Consider the following 16559-nt stretch of genomic DNA (forward strand, 5'->3'; position numbering starts at 1 on the left):
TTTTATTTTACACCCTCATTTAAAACATCCATAAGATTAGATTTTTTCTTTAGTTCTTCACTTTTAAATTTCGCTTCAAAGCTATTTCCCACTAAAGGTTTAGCATCACTTTGTGGTACATGGCATTGCGTGCAATTAAACCTTGCATCACTTACCATGTCTTTGGTGGATCTATTTTTTCTTAAATCAAAATAATGACTGCTTGGAAGTGGCGTAGCTCCAACATCTTTAGCAATAGCCTTATCATGGCAACTTAAGCAAATATTATTATCCTTGGTAATTGGAAGCATATCCTCTAAAGTATGTGGGATTAATGGCGGAGCATTTTCAAATGACCTCTCAATCAAAACAGATTCACCAGCCATTGCTTGAGAATATTTTACATCCAACAACTCTACATTTTCACTTTCTAAACTTGTTTTTCTTAAACCTATATCTTTTAAATCAACACTTTTAACAGCAAGCCCACAAGCACTTATTAAAATAGCTGCTGCTAAGGATAAAAAGATTTTATTTTTCATTTTCTCTCCTTAAATTTATTATACTAAAACCTAAAGCATCATCACCGCAAACATCAATACATTTCCCACATCTAATACATTCACCTGATTTTACATCTTGATTTTCTTTACCTATCATCCAAAGTACTTGCTTTTCAGGACATACTCCAAGACATTTATAACACTTAGTGCATTTTTGTAAGTTATATCTTACTTTTAGCAATGAAAAATGCGAACTTAAAGCCCAAAAAGCCCCTAAAGGACAAAAATGCGAGCAAGTAAATCTTGGACTAAAAAATGTATCTATACAAAAAATAATCAAAGCTACAAAAAGCCAAGAAATACCACCGAAAATAATCCCTCTTTGGATTATTCCTATATAAGAAAATTCCTCAAAAACAGGAAAAGAAAAAAGAAAAGAAAAAATCAAAACAAAAGCCAAAACATAATAACGCAAATTTTTATTTACATTAAAAACTCTTGCTTGATTAAAGCCTAATTTATTTCTAATAAAATAAGCAAAATCAGTAATGATATTTACAGGACAAACCCAAGCACAAAAAGCTCTTCCGGCAAAAATAGCATAAAATAAAAACACTATCAAAGCACCACTTAAAGCCATTAAATCTACTTGCAAACTTGCTAAAGTAAGTTGAATAAACGCAAAAGGATCGCTTAGTGGTACCAAAGAAAATAAAACCGAAGAGCTTAAATTTCCTTTTAATATAAAATTAAATACACCAAAAGAAAAAAAAGTCAAAATAGACAATTGCACTATTCTTCTTAAAATAAGATACTTCATAGCAATTCTCCATCATTAAGATAATCTTTAGCCTTGTTTTTATTGAAATTTTTATCTGTGTTTACATCTTGTAAACGTTTTTCATCTTTTTCATCCCAACCTTTGATGTAATTATCCCCAGCTTTTCCTAAAACAAATTCTCTAGGTAAAACTTTAATGGCTGCTTTTTGTGTTATACAAGCTTTTTCACAAATCCCACATCCAACACACACTTCATGATCTACCACAGGTAGTAAAAATGCATGTTTTGCTGTTCTTTCATTGCGTTTTGTTTCAAGTTTTAATGCTTTATCCATTAAAGGACAAGCTCTATAACAAGCATCACATTGAATTCCCCAATAAGCAACACAACTTGCACTATCAATTATAGCTATACCTATTTTTGTTTTATAAATTCCATCTTTTTGCTCTAGATATTTATGATCTAACGCATTTGTAGGGCAATCCCTTATACAAGGTATATCCTCACATAACCTGCAAGGATTTTCTCTTGCCACAAAAAAAGGTGTACCATTTTTAGCACTATTTTCTAAATTTGCTAGTTTTAAAACATCATAAGGACAAGCTTTTACGCAAAGTCCGCATCGTATGCATTTTGATAAAAATTCTTTTTCATCATCTGCTCCAGGAGGTCTTAAAAAATACTCCTGATTTGAGCTAAATGCTAAACTTGCTAAAAATGCACTTCCGCTTCCTATACATAAAAGCTTGAAAGCAAAGGCTAAAAATTCTCTTCTATTTTTCATTTTTATGCTTTAGTAATTTTTACGGCACATTTTTTGAAATCTGTTTGATTAGACAATGGACAAGTTGCATCTAGTGTAACTTTATTTATATATACATTTTCATCAAACCAAGGCACATACACAAGCCCTTTAGAAGGTTTATTTCTACCGCGAAAATCTACTCTAGCTTTTACTTTACCACGGCGTGATTCTACCCATACGATGTCGCCTTGATTGATTTTCATGGCCTTAGCATCATCTTCATTCATATAACAAAGTGCTTCAGGTACTGCACGGAAAAGCTCAGGAACTCTCATAGTCATAGTTCCACTATGCCAATGCTCTAAAACCCTACCAGTACATAACCAGAATGGATATTCTTTACTTGGTCTTTCAGGTGCTTTCATAAATGGCCTAAAGAAAATTTTTACTTTGTTTTTTAAACTATATTTTTCTTTAGTTTGTGGAGCTAGTAAATCTCCTTTTGGTAATTCTTTAGCAAAATCACCATAAAACGCAAAGTCTGAATTTGGAGCAGCTTTTTTAGCATAATAATCAAATTTAGTATTAAATCTCCATTGAGTTTCTTTACCATTTACTACAGGCCATCTTAAACCTCTTACTTTATGATAAGTATCAAAATCAGCTAAATCATGTCCATGACCTAAGCCAAATTTGCGGTATTCTTCCCATAGATATTTTTGTACAAAAAATCCATAACCTTCAAATTCTTTACCATCGCTACCTATAATTTTTCTTTCATCGCCATTAACATCACTATTATCAAATCCTTTTGCAATAGAATCGTTTGCTTTGAAAGATTTTGCTTCTTTATTAGCAAATAATACATCATATAAAGTATCATCTTCGCTATAACCCATAGCTTTAGCTTCCTCTAAAACGCTTGGTAGGGTAAGCTTGTCATTTACCTTAGTTTCACCCCAAACTTCTTTTAATTTAAAGCGTTTTGCAAATTCCATGATTTGCCAAGTATCACTCATAGCTTCACCCACAGGTAATACTTGTTGCTTCCAATGTTGAGTTCTTCTTTCAGCATTACCATAAGCGCCCCATTTTTCATAAATCATAGCACTTGGTAAAATTAAATCTGCTACCTTAGCGCTAATTCCAGGATAACAATCACTCACAACAATAAAATTATCCATTTCTCTAGCTGCTGCTATCCAGTGATTTGCATTAGCTGTATTTTGCCAAGGATTATTTACCTGTACCCAAGCAAACTTGATATTTCCATCTTCTAAATCCCTCATGATTTTTAAGTATGGAGCGCCTGGTTTAGGATTGATTGTTTTTGCAGGAACTTTCCAAATTTTTTCACTAATTTCTCTGTGTTTAGGATTTGCAACCACCATATCAGCAGGTAAACGATGTGAAAAAGTCCCCACTTCTCTTGCAGTTCCACAAGCACTTGGTTGTCCTGTTAATGAAAACGCACCACTTCCTGGCTTAGCTTGTTTACCAAGTAAAAAATGCACCATATAAGCTTGTTCATTTACCCAAGTACCTCTTGTGTGTTGATTAAAGCCCATAGTCCAAAAGCTTACAACTTTTCTATTTTTTTCTATATATAAATTTGCTAATTCTTGAAGTTTTTTCTTGAATTCTTCTATGCTTTCATTTTCATTACCCTTAGCAACTTTAGCAACATAATCAAGTGTGTAAGGCTCTAAAGCTTTTTTGAAATCTTCAAATGAAATTTCCCAATGTACATCAGGAGTACTTTGGTGTTTCATTTCAAATTTATCGCCTGCTTTTACACCCAAATAAGCCAAAGATACCGCTTCTTCTTCATCTACAATAATAGCATTTTGTTTTGCTACGGTATCTTTTTCACTTGCTTTAAATTTAGGATGGTTTGGATTATTTCTCATTCCATAACCAATATCAGCATAACCTGTTGTAAAAATACAATGTTTTTCAATAAATTCTTTATCCATAGCTTCAGGATGATTATAAACAATCTCCCTAGCGATATAATTCCAAATAGCTAAATCAGTATTTGGCTTGAAAATAATTTCAGTATCTGCTATATGAGAGGTTCTATTAGAAAAAGTAGATAAATTTACGATTTTAACTTTATCTAAATTACTTAGTTTTCTATCACTTACCCTTGACCATAAAATCGGATGCATTTCTGCCATATTTGCACCCCAAGTAATAATAGTATCGGTAAGTTCTATATCATCATAACAACCAGAAGGCTCATCAACTCCAAAAGTTTGCATAAAACCAACAACAGCACTAGCCATACAATGACGTGCATTTGGGTCTATATTGTTTGATCTAAAACCAGCTTTTACTAATTTTGCAGCAGCATATCCTTCTTGTATAGTATATTGACCACTTGCAAAAATTCCAATACCTTCAGTACCTTTTTCCTTATAAGCTTTTTTGAATTGTTTTTCCATTTCATCAAAAGCTCTTTGCCAAGAAACTTGTTGAAATTTTCCTTTTTTATCAAACTCGCCTTTTGCATTTACACGAAGTAAAGGTGTTACTAAGCGATCTTCCCCATACATAATTTTTGCATTAAAATAACCTTTAATACAATTTAACCCACGATTTACTGGAGCTGCCGGGTCTCCTTTTACGGCAACAATTTTACCATCTAAACTTGCAACTAAAATTCCACAGCCTGTACCACAAAATCTACAAACAGCCTTATCCCAACGCCATTTATTCTCAGTATGAGCAAGTACACTACTTGGAACACTAAGACCTGCAACACCACAAGCACTAGCAATAGCGGTATTTTTAATGAAGTCCCTTCTGTTCATTATAATCCCTTGTTATTGTTTGATTTTATGTATTTTAATAATACACGAGCACAATATTACTATAATTATTTTAATTTTTTATTAGAAATAAGAATATTTCGTAGATACTTATAATTAAGAGTTTTTTAATATTTTTTAGAAAGATGTTACATATTAAAACGCTATTTAATTTAGCGTTTTAATTGATTTACAATTCCAAGCATATCATCACTTGTAGTGATTGCCTTTGAGCCTGCTTCATAAGCTCTTTGTCCTGTAATAAGATCAGTCATTTCTTCTACAAGCTGAACATTACTAAGCTCTACAAAGCCATGTTTGATAACAGAAAATCCATTCTCTCCAGCTATACCTGCAATAGGTGCACCGCTTGCATCAGTTTCTACTAAAAGATTATCCCCCAAAGCATGTAAACCTGCTGGATTAATAAAATTAACAAGCTCAATTTGTCCTATTTGGGTTTCAGCTGTATTTCCTGGTTGCATAACAGAAACTGTTCCATCGCTTGCTACGTTAATAGCTGTAGCATCTTCAGGTATAGTCATTTCCGGCAAAAGTCTATAACCATCTGAATTTACAATATTTCCTTCAGCATCTTTGGTAAATTGACCATTTCTAGTATAAGCTATAGTTCCATCAGGCATTTGAATTTGGAAAAAGCCATTATTGCCAGCAATTGCCATATCAAGACCTGAAGTTGATGTTTGTTTTAAACTACCTTCACTAAAAATTTTACTCACAGCTGTCACTCTTGAACCAAGACCCACTTCTATACCACTTGGGTGTTTTGTGGTACTTGAGGTTGAAGTACCTGCATATTTCATCGTTTGATACATCAAATCTGCAAATTCTGCACGCGATTTTTTATAACCTACTGTATTAACATTTGAAATATTATTTGATGTTACATCAATTTGTGTTTGTTGTGAAACCATCCCTGATGCTGCTGTGTATAATGATCTTAACATTTTATCTATCCTTAGTTTTATTTAGTACTTGCTAATTTATTAATAGCTTCTTGATTTAAATCATCCATATGAGATGTCATAACTTTTTGGTACATCTCAACCATCCTATTTGCTTCGATTAATCCTACCATTTCTGTAACTGGATTAACATTAGATCCTTGAGTAAAACCCTGCTTTATAGCATTTGAATTTGGTAAATCTCTAATTTTGCCTAAATTATCAATTTTATACATATTATCGCCATCTTTTTGCAAATCTCTTAAATCATCAACTTGTGCTACGAATAATCTTGCTATATCTTGATTAGACGCACTAATGATTCCATTTTTATCCACATTAATAAAAGAAGTAGAATCCCCTATGCGTATACCATCATTTTCAGGATTATTAAAATAATCACTGCTTAAAACTCTATATCCTTGACGATTGACTAAATATCCCTCATCATCAAGCTGGAAATTTCCATCTTGACTTAATCTTACCTCACCATTGTTTGTTTTAATTAAATAAAAAGTATCCTCACGAGTAAGAGCTAAATCCAAAGGATTATGTGTCATTTTCATAGAACCTACGCTAAAATTTGTATAGATATGATTAACTTGTGGAACTCTATCTATAGTTGTATTTACAAATCTTGCAGCATCTCTTGTGTGATTTTGTATAGGTAACTCATCTTGAGTTTCTTTAAAAATCCTTTTAAAATCTGCAATAACAACATTATCTCTTTTATAGCCACTTGTATTTACATTTGCTAGGTTATTAGTTACAACATCTAAGCGATTAAACTGCGTAACCATAGCACCAGTGGCTTGATAATACCCATTTTGCATTGTTTTTCCTAACTAAAATCTTAATTTTTCACTGACAAAGCAAAAGCTGTTCCAAAATGTTTTTATTTGTTTTTAATTAATCTTTAGGCATAATATTTAGTTTTACACTCATTACTTAAATACAAGGGGTATCCATGGCTAATGAAACCAATGTTTTAGAAGAACTTTTCAAAGAAAACTCTAAAGATTATATCACATATGAAAAACTTGTCAAGTATTTTGCAAAGCTTCCAAATGCAACAAGTGCAAAAAAAATCCGTGATTTAATGGATAAATACAAAGTAGAATTAATCTCCTCAGCCGAAATTGCTAAAAAAAGAAATTTAGAAGAAGCAAAAAAACTACAAGAAGAAAAGCAAAAACTACAAGATACAAGTTTGGAAAATGAATTTGATTTAGCCAATGAAAATGATTTATTAGAATGGAGCAGATCAGACTCGCCCGTGAGAATGTATTTAAGAGAAATGGGACAAATTGCTCTTTTAAATAAAGATGAGGAAGTTGAAATTTCTAAAAAAATTGAACTAGGCGAAGATATTATCATCGATGCTTTTTGCTCTGTGCCTTATTTGATTGATTTTATACTTGATTATAAAGAACCTTTAATCAATAGAGAAAGAAGAGTAAAAGAGCTTTTTAAAAGCTTTGAAGATGATGATAAAAGTGATGATGATAAAAGTGATGATGAAATAGATTCTGAAGAAGAAAATGAAAATGAGGAAAATGAAAACTCAAGCGAAAAAAAACCTAAAAAAACAAGCAAAAAAGAAGACGAAAGAACCTTAAAAGTTATAGAAAGTTTTAAAGCTTTAGAAAAAGCAAAAAAAGAATGGTTAAAAACCATATCTACTATTAATGCAGAAAAAAATGATGATGAATTGTTAGATAAATTAATTATTGCTTTTAAGAAAAATATATTAAAAGAAAAACTAATGGATTTGGGCCCAACTTCAAAACTTATCTCTGAAATCGTAAAATCCATGGAAACAGCTTTAAAAAGTGATGAGGAATTTGACAAAGAATTAAAACGCTTAGAATATCGCTTACCAATGTTTTCAGAAGAATTAAAACAAAGACACCAAGATATTTTAAAAGATATTACTAAGCTTAGCAAAGAAGAAATTGCCGAACGTGCACTAGAAACTACCATGGTAAGCACTTATATGGAGATAAAAAAACTCATTCAAACCAAAGAAGCTAGTCAAAATTCTTTTGATTTAGAAAAAGATCAACTAAAAGAAATTCTAGAGCAAATAAAACGCGGTAAAAAAATCTCAGATGAAGCTAAAACCAGAATGGCAAAATCAAATTTACGCTTGGTTGTAAGTATTGCTAAAAGATATACTAACCGTGGATTACCATTTTTAGATTTGATCCAAGAGGGCAATATAGGCTTGATGAAAGCGGTAGATAAATTTGAATACAAACGCGGCTATAAGTTTTCAACCTATGCAACTTGGTGGATTAGACAAGCCATTTCAAGAGCAATTGCTGATCAAGCAAGAACGATTAGAATTCCTATTCATATGATAGAAACTATTAATCAAATCAATAAAATCATTCGTGAATATTTACAAAAAGAAGGTAAAGAGCCTGATGTAAGCATTATTGCCAAAGAAGTAGGACTTAGTGTAGATAAAGTAAAACAAGTGATTAAAATCACTAAAGAACCAATTTCCCTAGAAGCACCTATTAGCAATGAAGATGATGGTAAATTTGGAGACTTTGTAGAGGATAGAACTTCAATTTCTCCTATGGATCATATCTTAAAAGATGATTTAAAAGAACAAATTGATGAAGTTTTAGATCAGCTTAATGATAGAGAAAAAGCTGTTATTAGAATGCGTTTTGGTTTAATGGATGATGAAAGCGATAGAACCTTAGAAGAAATCGGCAAAGAATTAAATGTTACAAGAGAAAGAGTAAGACAAATAGAAAGCTCAGCTATAAAAAAACTCAAACATCCAAAAGTTGGTAGAAAACTTAAAAATTACATAGAAGGTTGGAAATAATCCTTGCTAAAAAGCAAGGATTAGCTATCCCTAAAAAGTTTCGTTGCTAAATGCGCTGCTCTACTATGATCAGTATCTTTTTTCAAGGTATTGAAAATTCTACTAATATATTCTTCTAAAATTTGTTGAGAATTATTAATTTTTTCTGCTTCATTTAAAGCAACCTTGCGATATCTTCCTTCGCTATCTAACTCATAAGCCAAATCATTATCGCTTAATTGTAGTTTTAAAATTTGAGCTAACTTTGCACGCGAATGCTCATCAAAAATAGGAGTCATTAATTCTAATCTTCTTTCTAAATTTCTTGGCATCCAATCAGCACTTGAAATAAAATAATTTGGCTCAGTGTGTTTAAAATATAAAATTCTAGCATGTTCTAAATATTTTCCCACTATACTTCTAACTTTTATATTTTCACTATACCCTTTTACCCCAGGTCTTAAACAACAAATTCCACGTACAATAAGATCTATTTTAACACCCTTATTTGAAGCATCATATAAAGCTTTAATCACATCACCATCTACCAAAGCATTCATTTTAGCTATGATTACTCCATCTTTTCCATGATTTGCTTCAGTAGCTATCATATCTAAAATTCTTTCTTTGATTTGCTTTGGACTCATTGATAAAGTCTTTAAGCGACGGCTTTTGCTATATCCTGAAAGTATATGAAAAAAAGTTGTGGTATCTTGAGAGTATTCTTCTTTAGAAGTAAAATAACTCACATCAGTATAAATTTTAGCCGAACTTGCATTATAATTACCTGTACTTAAATGATTGTAAATTTTTAATTTTTCCCCTTCTTTTCTAATTACTTGAGCCACTTTTGCATGCACTTTAAAACCTGTAATTCCATATATCACATGAGCTCCTGCATTTTCTAATGATTTTGCCCAATGTAAGTTATTTTCCTCATCAAAACGTGCTTTTAGCTCTACCATTACAGTCACTTGCTTACCATCACTGGCTGCGTCAATTAAAGCTTGAACTATGTTTGAATTTTTTTCTACCCTATAAAGAGTCATTCTTATAGAAACAACCTTAGGATCTTTACTTGCTTCTTTGATAAATTGATACACAGGCTCAAAACTCTCATAAGGCTGTATAGCCAATATATCTTGTTTATCAATTGCGCTAAAAATAGACACATTATCTCCAAAAGGTGGTAAAATCTTTGGTGTATATACAGGGTTTAGTAAGTGTGTAAATTCTTTATTAGAAATGATTTGCCACAATGATGGTAAATTTAAAAGTATGCTGTATTCGTAAATATCTTTATGAAAAATATTCATATGAGAGCTTAAAAATTCGATCAACTGCTCATCTGTGCCTTTTTCTATTTGTAAGCGTATAAAAGCACCTTTTCTACGAAGCTTTAAACCCTGCTCCAAAATCAACATAAAATCATCAGCCTCTTCTTCTTCTATTTCCATATCTGCGTTTCTAGTTACCCTAAAAGCAGCAGAAGATAAAAGCTTATAGCCAGGAAAAATATGCTCTGTATGATAACATACTATACTTTCTATAGGCACATAAATATTCGAACTTACTTGATAAAATCTTGGTAAAACCCTAGGTATGCGTATCATACCAAATTTTAAAAGTTCAGGATGCATAGGATCACAAAGCTTTACTGCCAAAGAAAACGAAAGATTATTTAAATGCGGAAAAGGATGGGTTGCATCAACCGCAATAGGCACTATCACAGGAAAAATATTAGAAAAAAAATGCTCATTGCATTGCTGCTTTAAGTCCTCATCAAGTTCTTCATAAGAACGAATAAATAAATTTTCTTTTTCTAAATCTTGAGTTATTTTAGTAAAATACTGTTCTACTACATATTTTTCTTCGTGTAAATAATTTCTAATGGCTTTAAGCTGCGCAAGTGGGGTTATTTCATCATTACTTGCTGTGCTTATCCCTGCTACAAAAAGCTGTTTTAATCCAGCCACTCTTATCATATAAAACTCATCTAAATTTGTACAGTATATAGCAATAAATTTAAGTTTTTCGAGCAAAGGAAGATCTTTGGAACATTGATCTAAAACACGGGAGTTAAATGCAAGCCAAGAAAGTTCTCTATTAATATACATTGATGGTTGAATTTGCATAATACACCTACCTTATTTTCTAGTATTTAATATTTTAGTATTTCTTTTATTAAAATTTATTTTATTTTTATAATAGTAAATAAAATTATATAAAAAAATAATACTTTTTTTCTCTTATTAAAGAAATAATAAATTATTAATAAACTTATATTTACTTTTTAGGTTTTATAGTGTAATATAATTGCACTTAAGTTCTTGTAACTTAAACTTCATTCAAAGGAGAGACTTTGAAAAAAGCAAACTCAAAACTTTTTGCTGTTTTCCTCTTCTTACTTGTAATTTTAGCAGGTGTGGGAATGTATACTTTCCATAATGCTAAAGGCACTTCTTATTTTAGTGATGCCAGTGAAAGCTGTAATAATTGTCACATTATGAACGAGGTTTATAACGATTATTTAAAAGCTTCACACTCTAAAGAAGTTGATGGTAAACCAAGAGCAACCTGTAATGATTGCCATTTACCACATAGCTTTTTTGAAAAATGGATTGCTAAAGCTCAAAGTGGCTTAGGACATGCTTATGCATTTACTTTCAAACTTGATTCTTTGCCTACGCATTTGAGTGCAAATGCAAAAAGTAAAGAAATAGTCCAAAATAACTGTATAGAATGTCACAAAGAAATTGCGAGTAACACTATCAACCCTACTCTAGATCCACATAAAGATAATGCTTTAAGTTGTGTATCTTGTCACCAAGGTGTTGGCCATAAGAGAGGATTTTAAATGAAAGGAGTATTTAATGAATAACAAAGGCATTTTATATAGTGCTATTAGTGCTACTATAGTAGCTATTGCGGGCGTATTGTGGTTAAATCAAGATATCACAGCCAAAACAAACGATTCAGTAGGTGGAATCATCTCTCAAGAAATTGTAAAACTTGGCGATGAAAACCCTACTTTTGATTATTGGGGAAAGAATTTTCCTGATTATTTAGATATGCACACAACAGTGGAAAAACAAGCACCTAATGCAACAGAATTTGGTGGAAATTTAGCTTATTCAAAACTAATTCGCTATCCACAATTAACTGTTCTTTGGGCTGGCTATCCATTCAGTATTGATGCCAATGAAGAAAGAGGTCACTTTTGGGTTCAAGTAGACCAAATGGATACAGCTAGAAACAATAAAGATTTCTTGAACGCACACGGTTTTGCAGGATTTGGTGGCCAACCAACAGCTTGTATGAATTGTCATAGCGGATGGACTCCTTGGCTTTTAAACAACACCGCAAAAGGTGATTGGGTAGCATTTAACTCTGCAAAATATTGGACTATGATTAAAACAGTTCCTGCAGTAAATGGAGCTAAAGAAAACTCACCTGAGCACAGTGGACCTCATGGTGGAAAAAGAATGGGTGTAACATGTGCAGACTGTCATAATCCAACAGATATGAGTTTAAGACTTACAAGACCAGCTTTAATCAAAGCATTAATTTCAAGAGGTTATGAAGCAGATGAAAAACAAGGCATTAAAGCTTCAAGAAGCGAAATGAGAACTTTAGTATGCTCTCAATGTCACGTTGAATACTACTTCAAACCAACAGGTACCAAAGTAAAAACTATCGGAGAAAGCATAGCTAATGATAGCTCTAAAAAATGGTGGAATGGTACTCAAAAAACTTATGATGAGTTTGATTCTTGGAGAGATGGAAATAAACCAATTGAAATCGAAGTTGATGGTATAGAACTAGCATTTCCTTGGAGTGAGTGGAAAAAAGGTGAGCCATTTAGAATAGAAATGTTTGATGATTATTATGAAAAAAATAGAGAAAATTTCCCAAGTGATTGGGTTCATAAAATCACTAAAGCACCTATGTTAAAAATTCAACACCCAGAAAGCGAACTTTATAGTGGTGGAGTACATGCTGCAAATGGTGTAAGTTGTGCAGATTGTCATATGCCTTATATTAGAAAAGGTGCAAAAAAAGTTACTAACCACAACATCACATCACCTTTAGTTGATATTAACTCAGCTTGCAAAACTTGCCATACTCAAAGCGAAGGCTATTTAGCTAAACAAGTAAAAGATATTCAAAATTCAGTAGCTCATGATTTAAGAACAGCTGAATATTCTTTAGTAAGCTTGATTAAAGATGTAGAAACTATTCGCGCAGAGCTTGGAAAAATGCCTAAATTCCAAACTGATGGCAAAGCAGATGATGCTAAAATTTCAGCTGAATTAAAAGAAGTATTAGAACTACATAGAAAATCTCAAGTAAGAGCAGACTTTGTAGGTGCTGAAAACTCAACAGGCTTCCATAATCCTAGAGAAGCTTCAAGAATGCTTTTACAATCAGTTGATATGTCAAGACAAGGACAAACTAAACTAGTAGAAATTGCAGCCAAAAATGGTATTAAAGATTTCAAAACTTCAAATTTAGGTTTTGAAGATATTCAAAAATTAAATCCAGGTGAAATTCACTATAAAGTAGATCTAAATGGCAACAAAGCAGGCGATCGCTACTATAAACATCAAGAAGTAAATGGTAATCCACCAGCAAAACTTCTTGAAGATGATAAAAATCTAAAACCTTATAATTATAAAGTAATAGATTAATCATACTAAACCCTCGCAATCGAGGGTTTATTCTTTTATCAAACTTACATCCTCGCCTTTTAAAATTTTATTCATAGTATTCATAGCACACATTTTTCCACACATTGAGCAAGAATTAAGTTCTTCAGGTTTTCTTTCATTAAACATTTTCTTAGCCTTTTCTCCATCAATTGCTAATTTAAACATTTTTTCCCAATCAATATCTTGTCTAGCTTTACTCATTTCATCATCTATTTTTCTTTCTTTAGGAAGTTTGGCTATATCTCCTGCATGAGCTGCTATTTTAGTCGCTACTATACCATCTCTTACATCTTCTAAATTTGGAAGTCTTAAATGTTCAGCAGGGGTTACATAGCAAAGTATATCAGCACCAGCTGCGGCTGCAACTGCTCCACCGATTGCTCCACTTATATGATCATATCCTGCACCTATATCAGTAACTAATGGTCCTAAAACATAAAATGGAGCTCCATTGCAAATTCTTTTTTCAAGTTGCATATTAGCTTCTATTTCATTAATAGCCATATGGCCAGGTCCTTCTATCATCACTTGCACATCTTGAGCCCATGCTCTTTTAGTTAATAACGAAAGTTCGATAAGTTCAGCAATTTGAGCTCCATCACTTGCATCATGAGTGCAACCAGGTCTTAGCGCATCGCCCAAAGAAAGTGTCACATCAAATTCCTTGCATATAGCAAGCAAATCATCATAATATTCATAGAATGGATTTTCAGCATCATTCATTTGCATCCAAGCATAAAGAACTGAACCTCCTCTTGAAACTATATTAGTAATCCTATCACACTCTTTAAAAACCCTAGCAGCACGAGAATTTATCCCTGCATGAATTGTCATAAAATCCACTCCACTTTTAGCATGATGATATACTACATCTAAAAAATCTTTTGCTTTAATATCTTTTAAATCTTTTTCTAAAAATCCAACTGAATCATAAACAGGCACCGTGCCTATCATAGCTTTTGAAGTAGCAATTAGCTCGTCTCTAAAACGACTAGTTTTACCATAATTACTAAGATCCATAATAGCTTCTATATTAAATTTATGAGCTAACTCTACCTTTTTCATTTCTTCAATATAATCTACACAATCATTTGAAACACCTAAATTTACATTTACTTTTGTTTTAAGTCCATAACCAATACCATTTGGATCTAGTGCTTTATGATTAATATTTGCAGGAATGATAATTTTTCCACATGCTATATTTTCAAGCAAAAAATCTTCACTTACTTGCTCTTTTTGTGCAACAATTTGCATTTGTTTTGTGAAAATTCCTTCTTTTGCATAAGACATTTGAGTTTTCATTTAAATTTATCCTTAAAATAAAATTTGGATAAATGAAGGGTATGTGAGTAGTTGATAAATTATCCCAACGCTAGCATTACCTAGTTCTGGTGCGGTCTAAGCTTTTAGCTTACTCTCAGCCTGTATCACAAGCTCCCGTCATTTATGCAAAGCAAGTATAGCAATAAATACAAAACAAAATTTATTTTTTTATTTGATTTTTAGCTTGCTTGCTAAAATGTAACAATTCTTCGGTAGTTTTTATATAAAAAGGAATTTTTTTAAGACAGTATTTTAAAATTTCGCTTGCAGCCAAAGCATCACTTAAAGCTCTATGATGCTTACTTTCAATACACAAAAACTCTTTTAGAGCATCAAGGCCGTATTTGGGACTTTCAATGCATTTTTTAGCTAAATCAATAGTACATAATCTTCTATTTAAAAGTACTCCAAAATCATTTTCATACATAGCTTTAGATATAAAATGATAATCAAAACGCACATTATGTGCTACAAAAATGCTATCTTTTAAAAACAACTTAAAATCACTTAACACAGTTTTTAAAGAAGGTGCATTTTCTACCATATCCAAACTAATCCCTGTTAATTCTGTAATATTTTCAGGTATGCTTTCTACTTTTATAAAACTCTCAAATCTATCAATTTCTTTACAGTTTTGAATTTTCACTGCACCTATTTCTAAAATTTGACCACTTTTTATCCCACCGGTGCTTTCAATATCTACTACACAAAAAATCTCATCTTTTATTTTTGTATTTTTACTTTTCAAACACATACAATTTTGCGCATTAAGCTCTACCCCTAGTCCTAAAAGCTCAAAAATATATAAATCAAAATCATAGTGATTTAGTTCTTCTATTTTCTCAAGCTCTTTTAAAACCCAAGGAAAAGGTTTGTTTTCTTTACTTAGCTTGATGATTAAATCATCGATTTGTTGTTGGCTCAAAATTCAAGCTTTAAAGAATTGATTGCTGTTTTTTTATCTTGCGAGGAAAAGATATAACTACCTGCGACTAAAATATCAGCTCCTGCTTCATCCAAATCAGGCGCATTTAAGCCATTTACCCCACCATCTACTTCTATAAAAACTTTAAGATTTTTTCTATCTATCATTTCTCTTAACTGTCGAATTTTATCATACACTAACAGCAAAAAGCTTTGCCCACCAAAGCCTGGATTAACACTCATTAAAAGCACCATATCTACAAATTCTAAAATATGCTCTATACTTGAAACTGGAGTATGTGGATTTAAAACAATGGCAGGATGAATACCATTTTTTCTTATATACTCACACACCCTAATAGGATGACTCTCAGCTTCTAAGTGAAAGCTGATAAATTTTGGCTTTATTGGGATAAATAAATCTACAAAACTGCTAACATTATGTACCATTAAATGTACATCTAAAGGCACTGAAGTAATTTTTGAAATATTTTCAACCACACAAGGACCAAAAGTAAGATTTGGTACAAAATGTCCATCCATCACATCAATATGCAATAAATCAGCCCCTGCTTGAGACACTTCTTTAATTTCATTTTCTAAATTTAAAAAATTTGCAGACAATAAACTTGGTGCTACATACATTTCATATCTCCAATAAAAGTAAAAAATAATTTTATCATACTTATTATCAAATTTTCTTTATGTATTTTTGGTAATATTTGAATTTTTTAAGCTTGTTTTAGATACAATGCTAAAAATTATTTTTATTTCATAAGGAAAATTTATGTCAAGAATTTGCCAAATTACAGGAAAAGGACCTATGGTAGGTAACAATGTTAGCCATGCTAACAATAAAACAAAAAGACGCTTTTTGCCAAATTTAAGAACAGTTCGTATCACTTTAGAAGATGGAACTACTAGAAAAGTTAGAGTAGCTGCTTCAACTTTAAGAACGCTTAAAAAACAAAGCGGTAAATAATCCT

14 protein-coding genes and 1 riboswitch are annotated in these 16559 nt (G+C 31.8%); of the genes, 4 read left to right on the forward strand and 10 right to left on the reverse strand.

Features of this window, described 5'->3' with window-relative positions; genetic code table 11:
• Positions 1-2 precede the first annotated feature (2 nt).
• The 6 genes from ACOTVC_RS02065 to ACOTVC_RS02090 form a co-directional block, all read right to left on the reverse strand.
• The gene (locus ACOTVC_RS02065) at positions 3-521 is read right to left on the reverse strand and encodes a nitrate reductase cytochrome c-type subunit (RefSeq protein WP_421627588.1); all 519 of its coding nucleotides are present in this window, start codon (positions 519-521) and stop codon (positions 3-5) included.
• Positions 511-1302: a quinol dehydrogenase ferredoxin subunit NapH gene (gene napH, locus ACOTVC_RS02070; RefSeq protein ID WP_039641794.1), complete on the reverse strand. Its 792-nt coding sequence runs from the start codon at positions 1300-1302 to the stop codon at positions 511-513. The genes ACOTVC_RS02065 and napH overlap by 11 nt, the downstream gene beginning before the upstream one ends.
• The gene (napG, locus tag ACOTVC_RS02075) at positions 1299-2048 is read right to left on the reverse strand and encodes a ferredoxin-type protein NapG (RefSeq protein WP_039641796.1); all 750 of its coding nucleotides are present in this window, start codon (positions 2046-2048) and stop codon (positions 1299-1301) included. The genes napH and napG overlap by 4 nt, the downstream gene beginning before the upstream one ends.
• Before the next feature lie 2 nt (positions 2049-2050).
• Positions 2051-4825 (reverse strand): periplasmic nitrate reductase subunit alpha, encoded by a 2775-nt coding sequence (gene napA, locus ACOTVC_RS02080; protein ID WP_087689863.1) that lies wholly within the window; start codon positions 4823-4825, stop codon positions 2051-2053.
• 170 nt (positions 4826-4995) lie between these two features.
• Entirely contained in the window at positions 4996-5790 is a 795-nt protein-coding gene (gene flgG / locus ACOTVC_RS02085; protein ID WP_039626513.1) for a flagellar basal-body rod protein FlgG, read from the reverse strand.
• Positions 5791-5807: 17 nt separating this feature from the next.
• The gene (locus ACOTVC_RS02090) at positions 5808-6620 is read right to left on the reverse strand and encodes a flagellar hook-basal body protein (RefSeq protein ID WP_039641801.1); all 813 of its coding nucleotides are present in this window, start codon (positions 6618-6620) and stop codon (positions 5808-5810) included.
• A gap of 134 nt (positions 6621-6754) precedes the next feature.
• On the opposite strand from ACOTVC_RS02090, the gene rpoD reads away from it, so the two are divergent.
• Positions 6755-8632 carry an RNA polymerase sigma factor RpoD gene (rpoD, locus tag ACOTVC_RS02095; RefSeq protein WP_039618635.1) on the forward strand — a complete coding sequence of 626 codons (1878 nt, stop codon included), beginning with the start codon at positions 6755-6757 and terminating at the stop codon, positions 8630-8632.
• A gap of 20 nt (positions 8633-8652) precedes the next feature.
• Here the strand turns inward: rpoD and ACOTVC_RS02100 are convergent, their stop codons facing one another.
• Positions 8653-10746 carry an RNA degradosome polyphosphate kinase gene (locus ACOTVC_RS02100; RefSeq protein ID WP_214116292.1) on the reverse strand — a complete coding sequence of 698 codons (2094 nt, stop codon included), beginning with the start codon at positions 10744-10746 and terminating at the stop codon, positions 8653-8655.
• Positions 10747-10973: 227 nt separating this feature from the next.
• On the opposite strand from ACOTVC_RS02100, the gene nrfH reads away from it, so the two are divergent.
• Complete coding sequence (gene nrfH, locus ACOTVC_RS02105) at positions 10974-11468, forward strand: cytochrome c nitrite reductase small subunit (RefSeq protein WP_039618639.1); 495 nt, start codon at positions 10974-10976, stop codon at positions 11466-11468.
• Positions 11469-11484: 16 nt separating this feature from the next.
• On the forward strand, positions 11485-13302 hold the full coding sequence (locus tag ACOTVC_RS02110) for an ammonia-forming cytochrome c nitrite reductase subunit c552 (RefSeq protein WP_039618641.1): 1818 nt from the start codon (positions 11485-11487) through the stop codon (positions 13300-13302).
• 27 nt (positions 13303-13329) lie between these two features.
• On the opposite strand, the gene thiC is transcribed toward ACOTVC_RS02110, so the two are convergent.
• The 3 genes from thiC to rpe form a co-directional block, all read right to left on the reverse strand.
• The gene (gene thiC / locus ACOTVC_RS02115) at positions 13330-14628 is read right to left on the reverse strand and encodes a phosphomethylpyrimidine synthase ThiC (protein WP_257906241.1); all 1299 of its coding nucleotides are present in this window, start codon (positions 14626-14628) and stop codon (positions 13330-13332) included.
• Between the two features lie 45 nt (positions 14629-14673).
• A riboswitch (TPP riboswitch) is annotated at positions 14674-14777 on the reverse strand.
• Positions 14778-14809: 32 nt separating this feature from the next.
• Positions 14810-15574, reverse strand: coding sequence for a 3'-5' exonuclease (locus ACOTVC_RS02120; protein ID WP_039641808.1), 765 nt, complete (start codon positions 15572-15574; stop codon positions 14810-14812).
• Positions 15571-16218 carry a ribulose-phosphate 3-epimerase gene (gene rpe, locus ACOTVC_RS02125; RefSeq protein ID WP_039641812.1) on the reverse strand — a complete coding sequence of 216 codons (648 nt, stop codon included), beginning with the start codon at positions 16216-16218 and terminating at the stop codon, positions 15571-15573. Before rpe ends, ACOTVC_RS02120 begins: the two co-directional genes overlap by 4 nt.
• Before the next feature lie 142 nt (positions 16219-16360).
• Here rpe and rpmB point away from each other — a divergent pair, with 142 nt between their 5' ends.
• A complete protein-coding gene (gene rpmB / locus ACOTVC_RS02130) occupies positions 16361-16555 on the forward strand; it encodes a 50S ribosomal protein L28 (protein ID WP_039618647.1) in 195 nt (64 codons plus the stop codon).
• The last annotated feature ends 4 nt before the right edge of the window (positions 16556-16559 follow it).

The organism is Campylobacter sp. GB48 (genome assembly GCF_049221845.1).
Classification (GTDB): Bacteria; Campylobacterota; Campylobacteria; order Campylobacterales; family Campylobacteraceae; genus Campylobacter_D; species Campylobacter_D lari_C.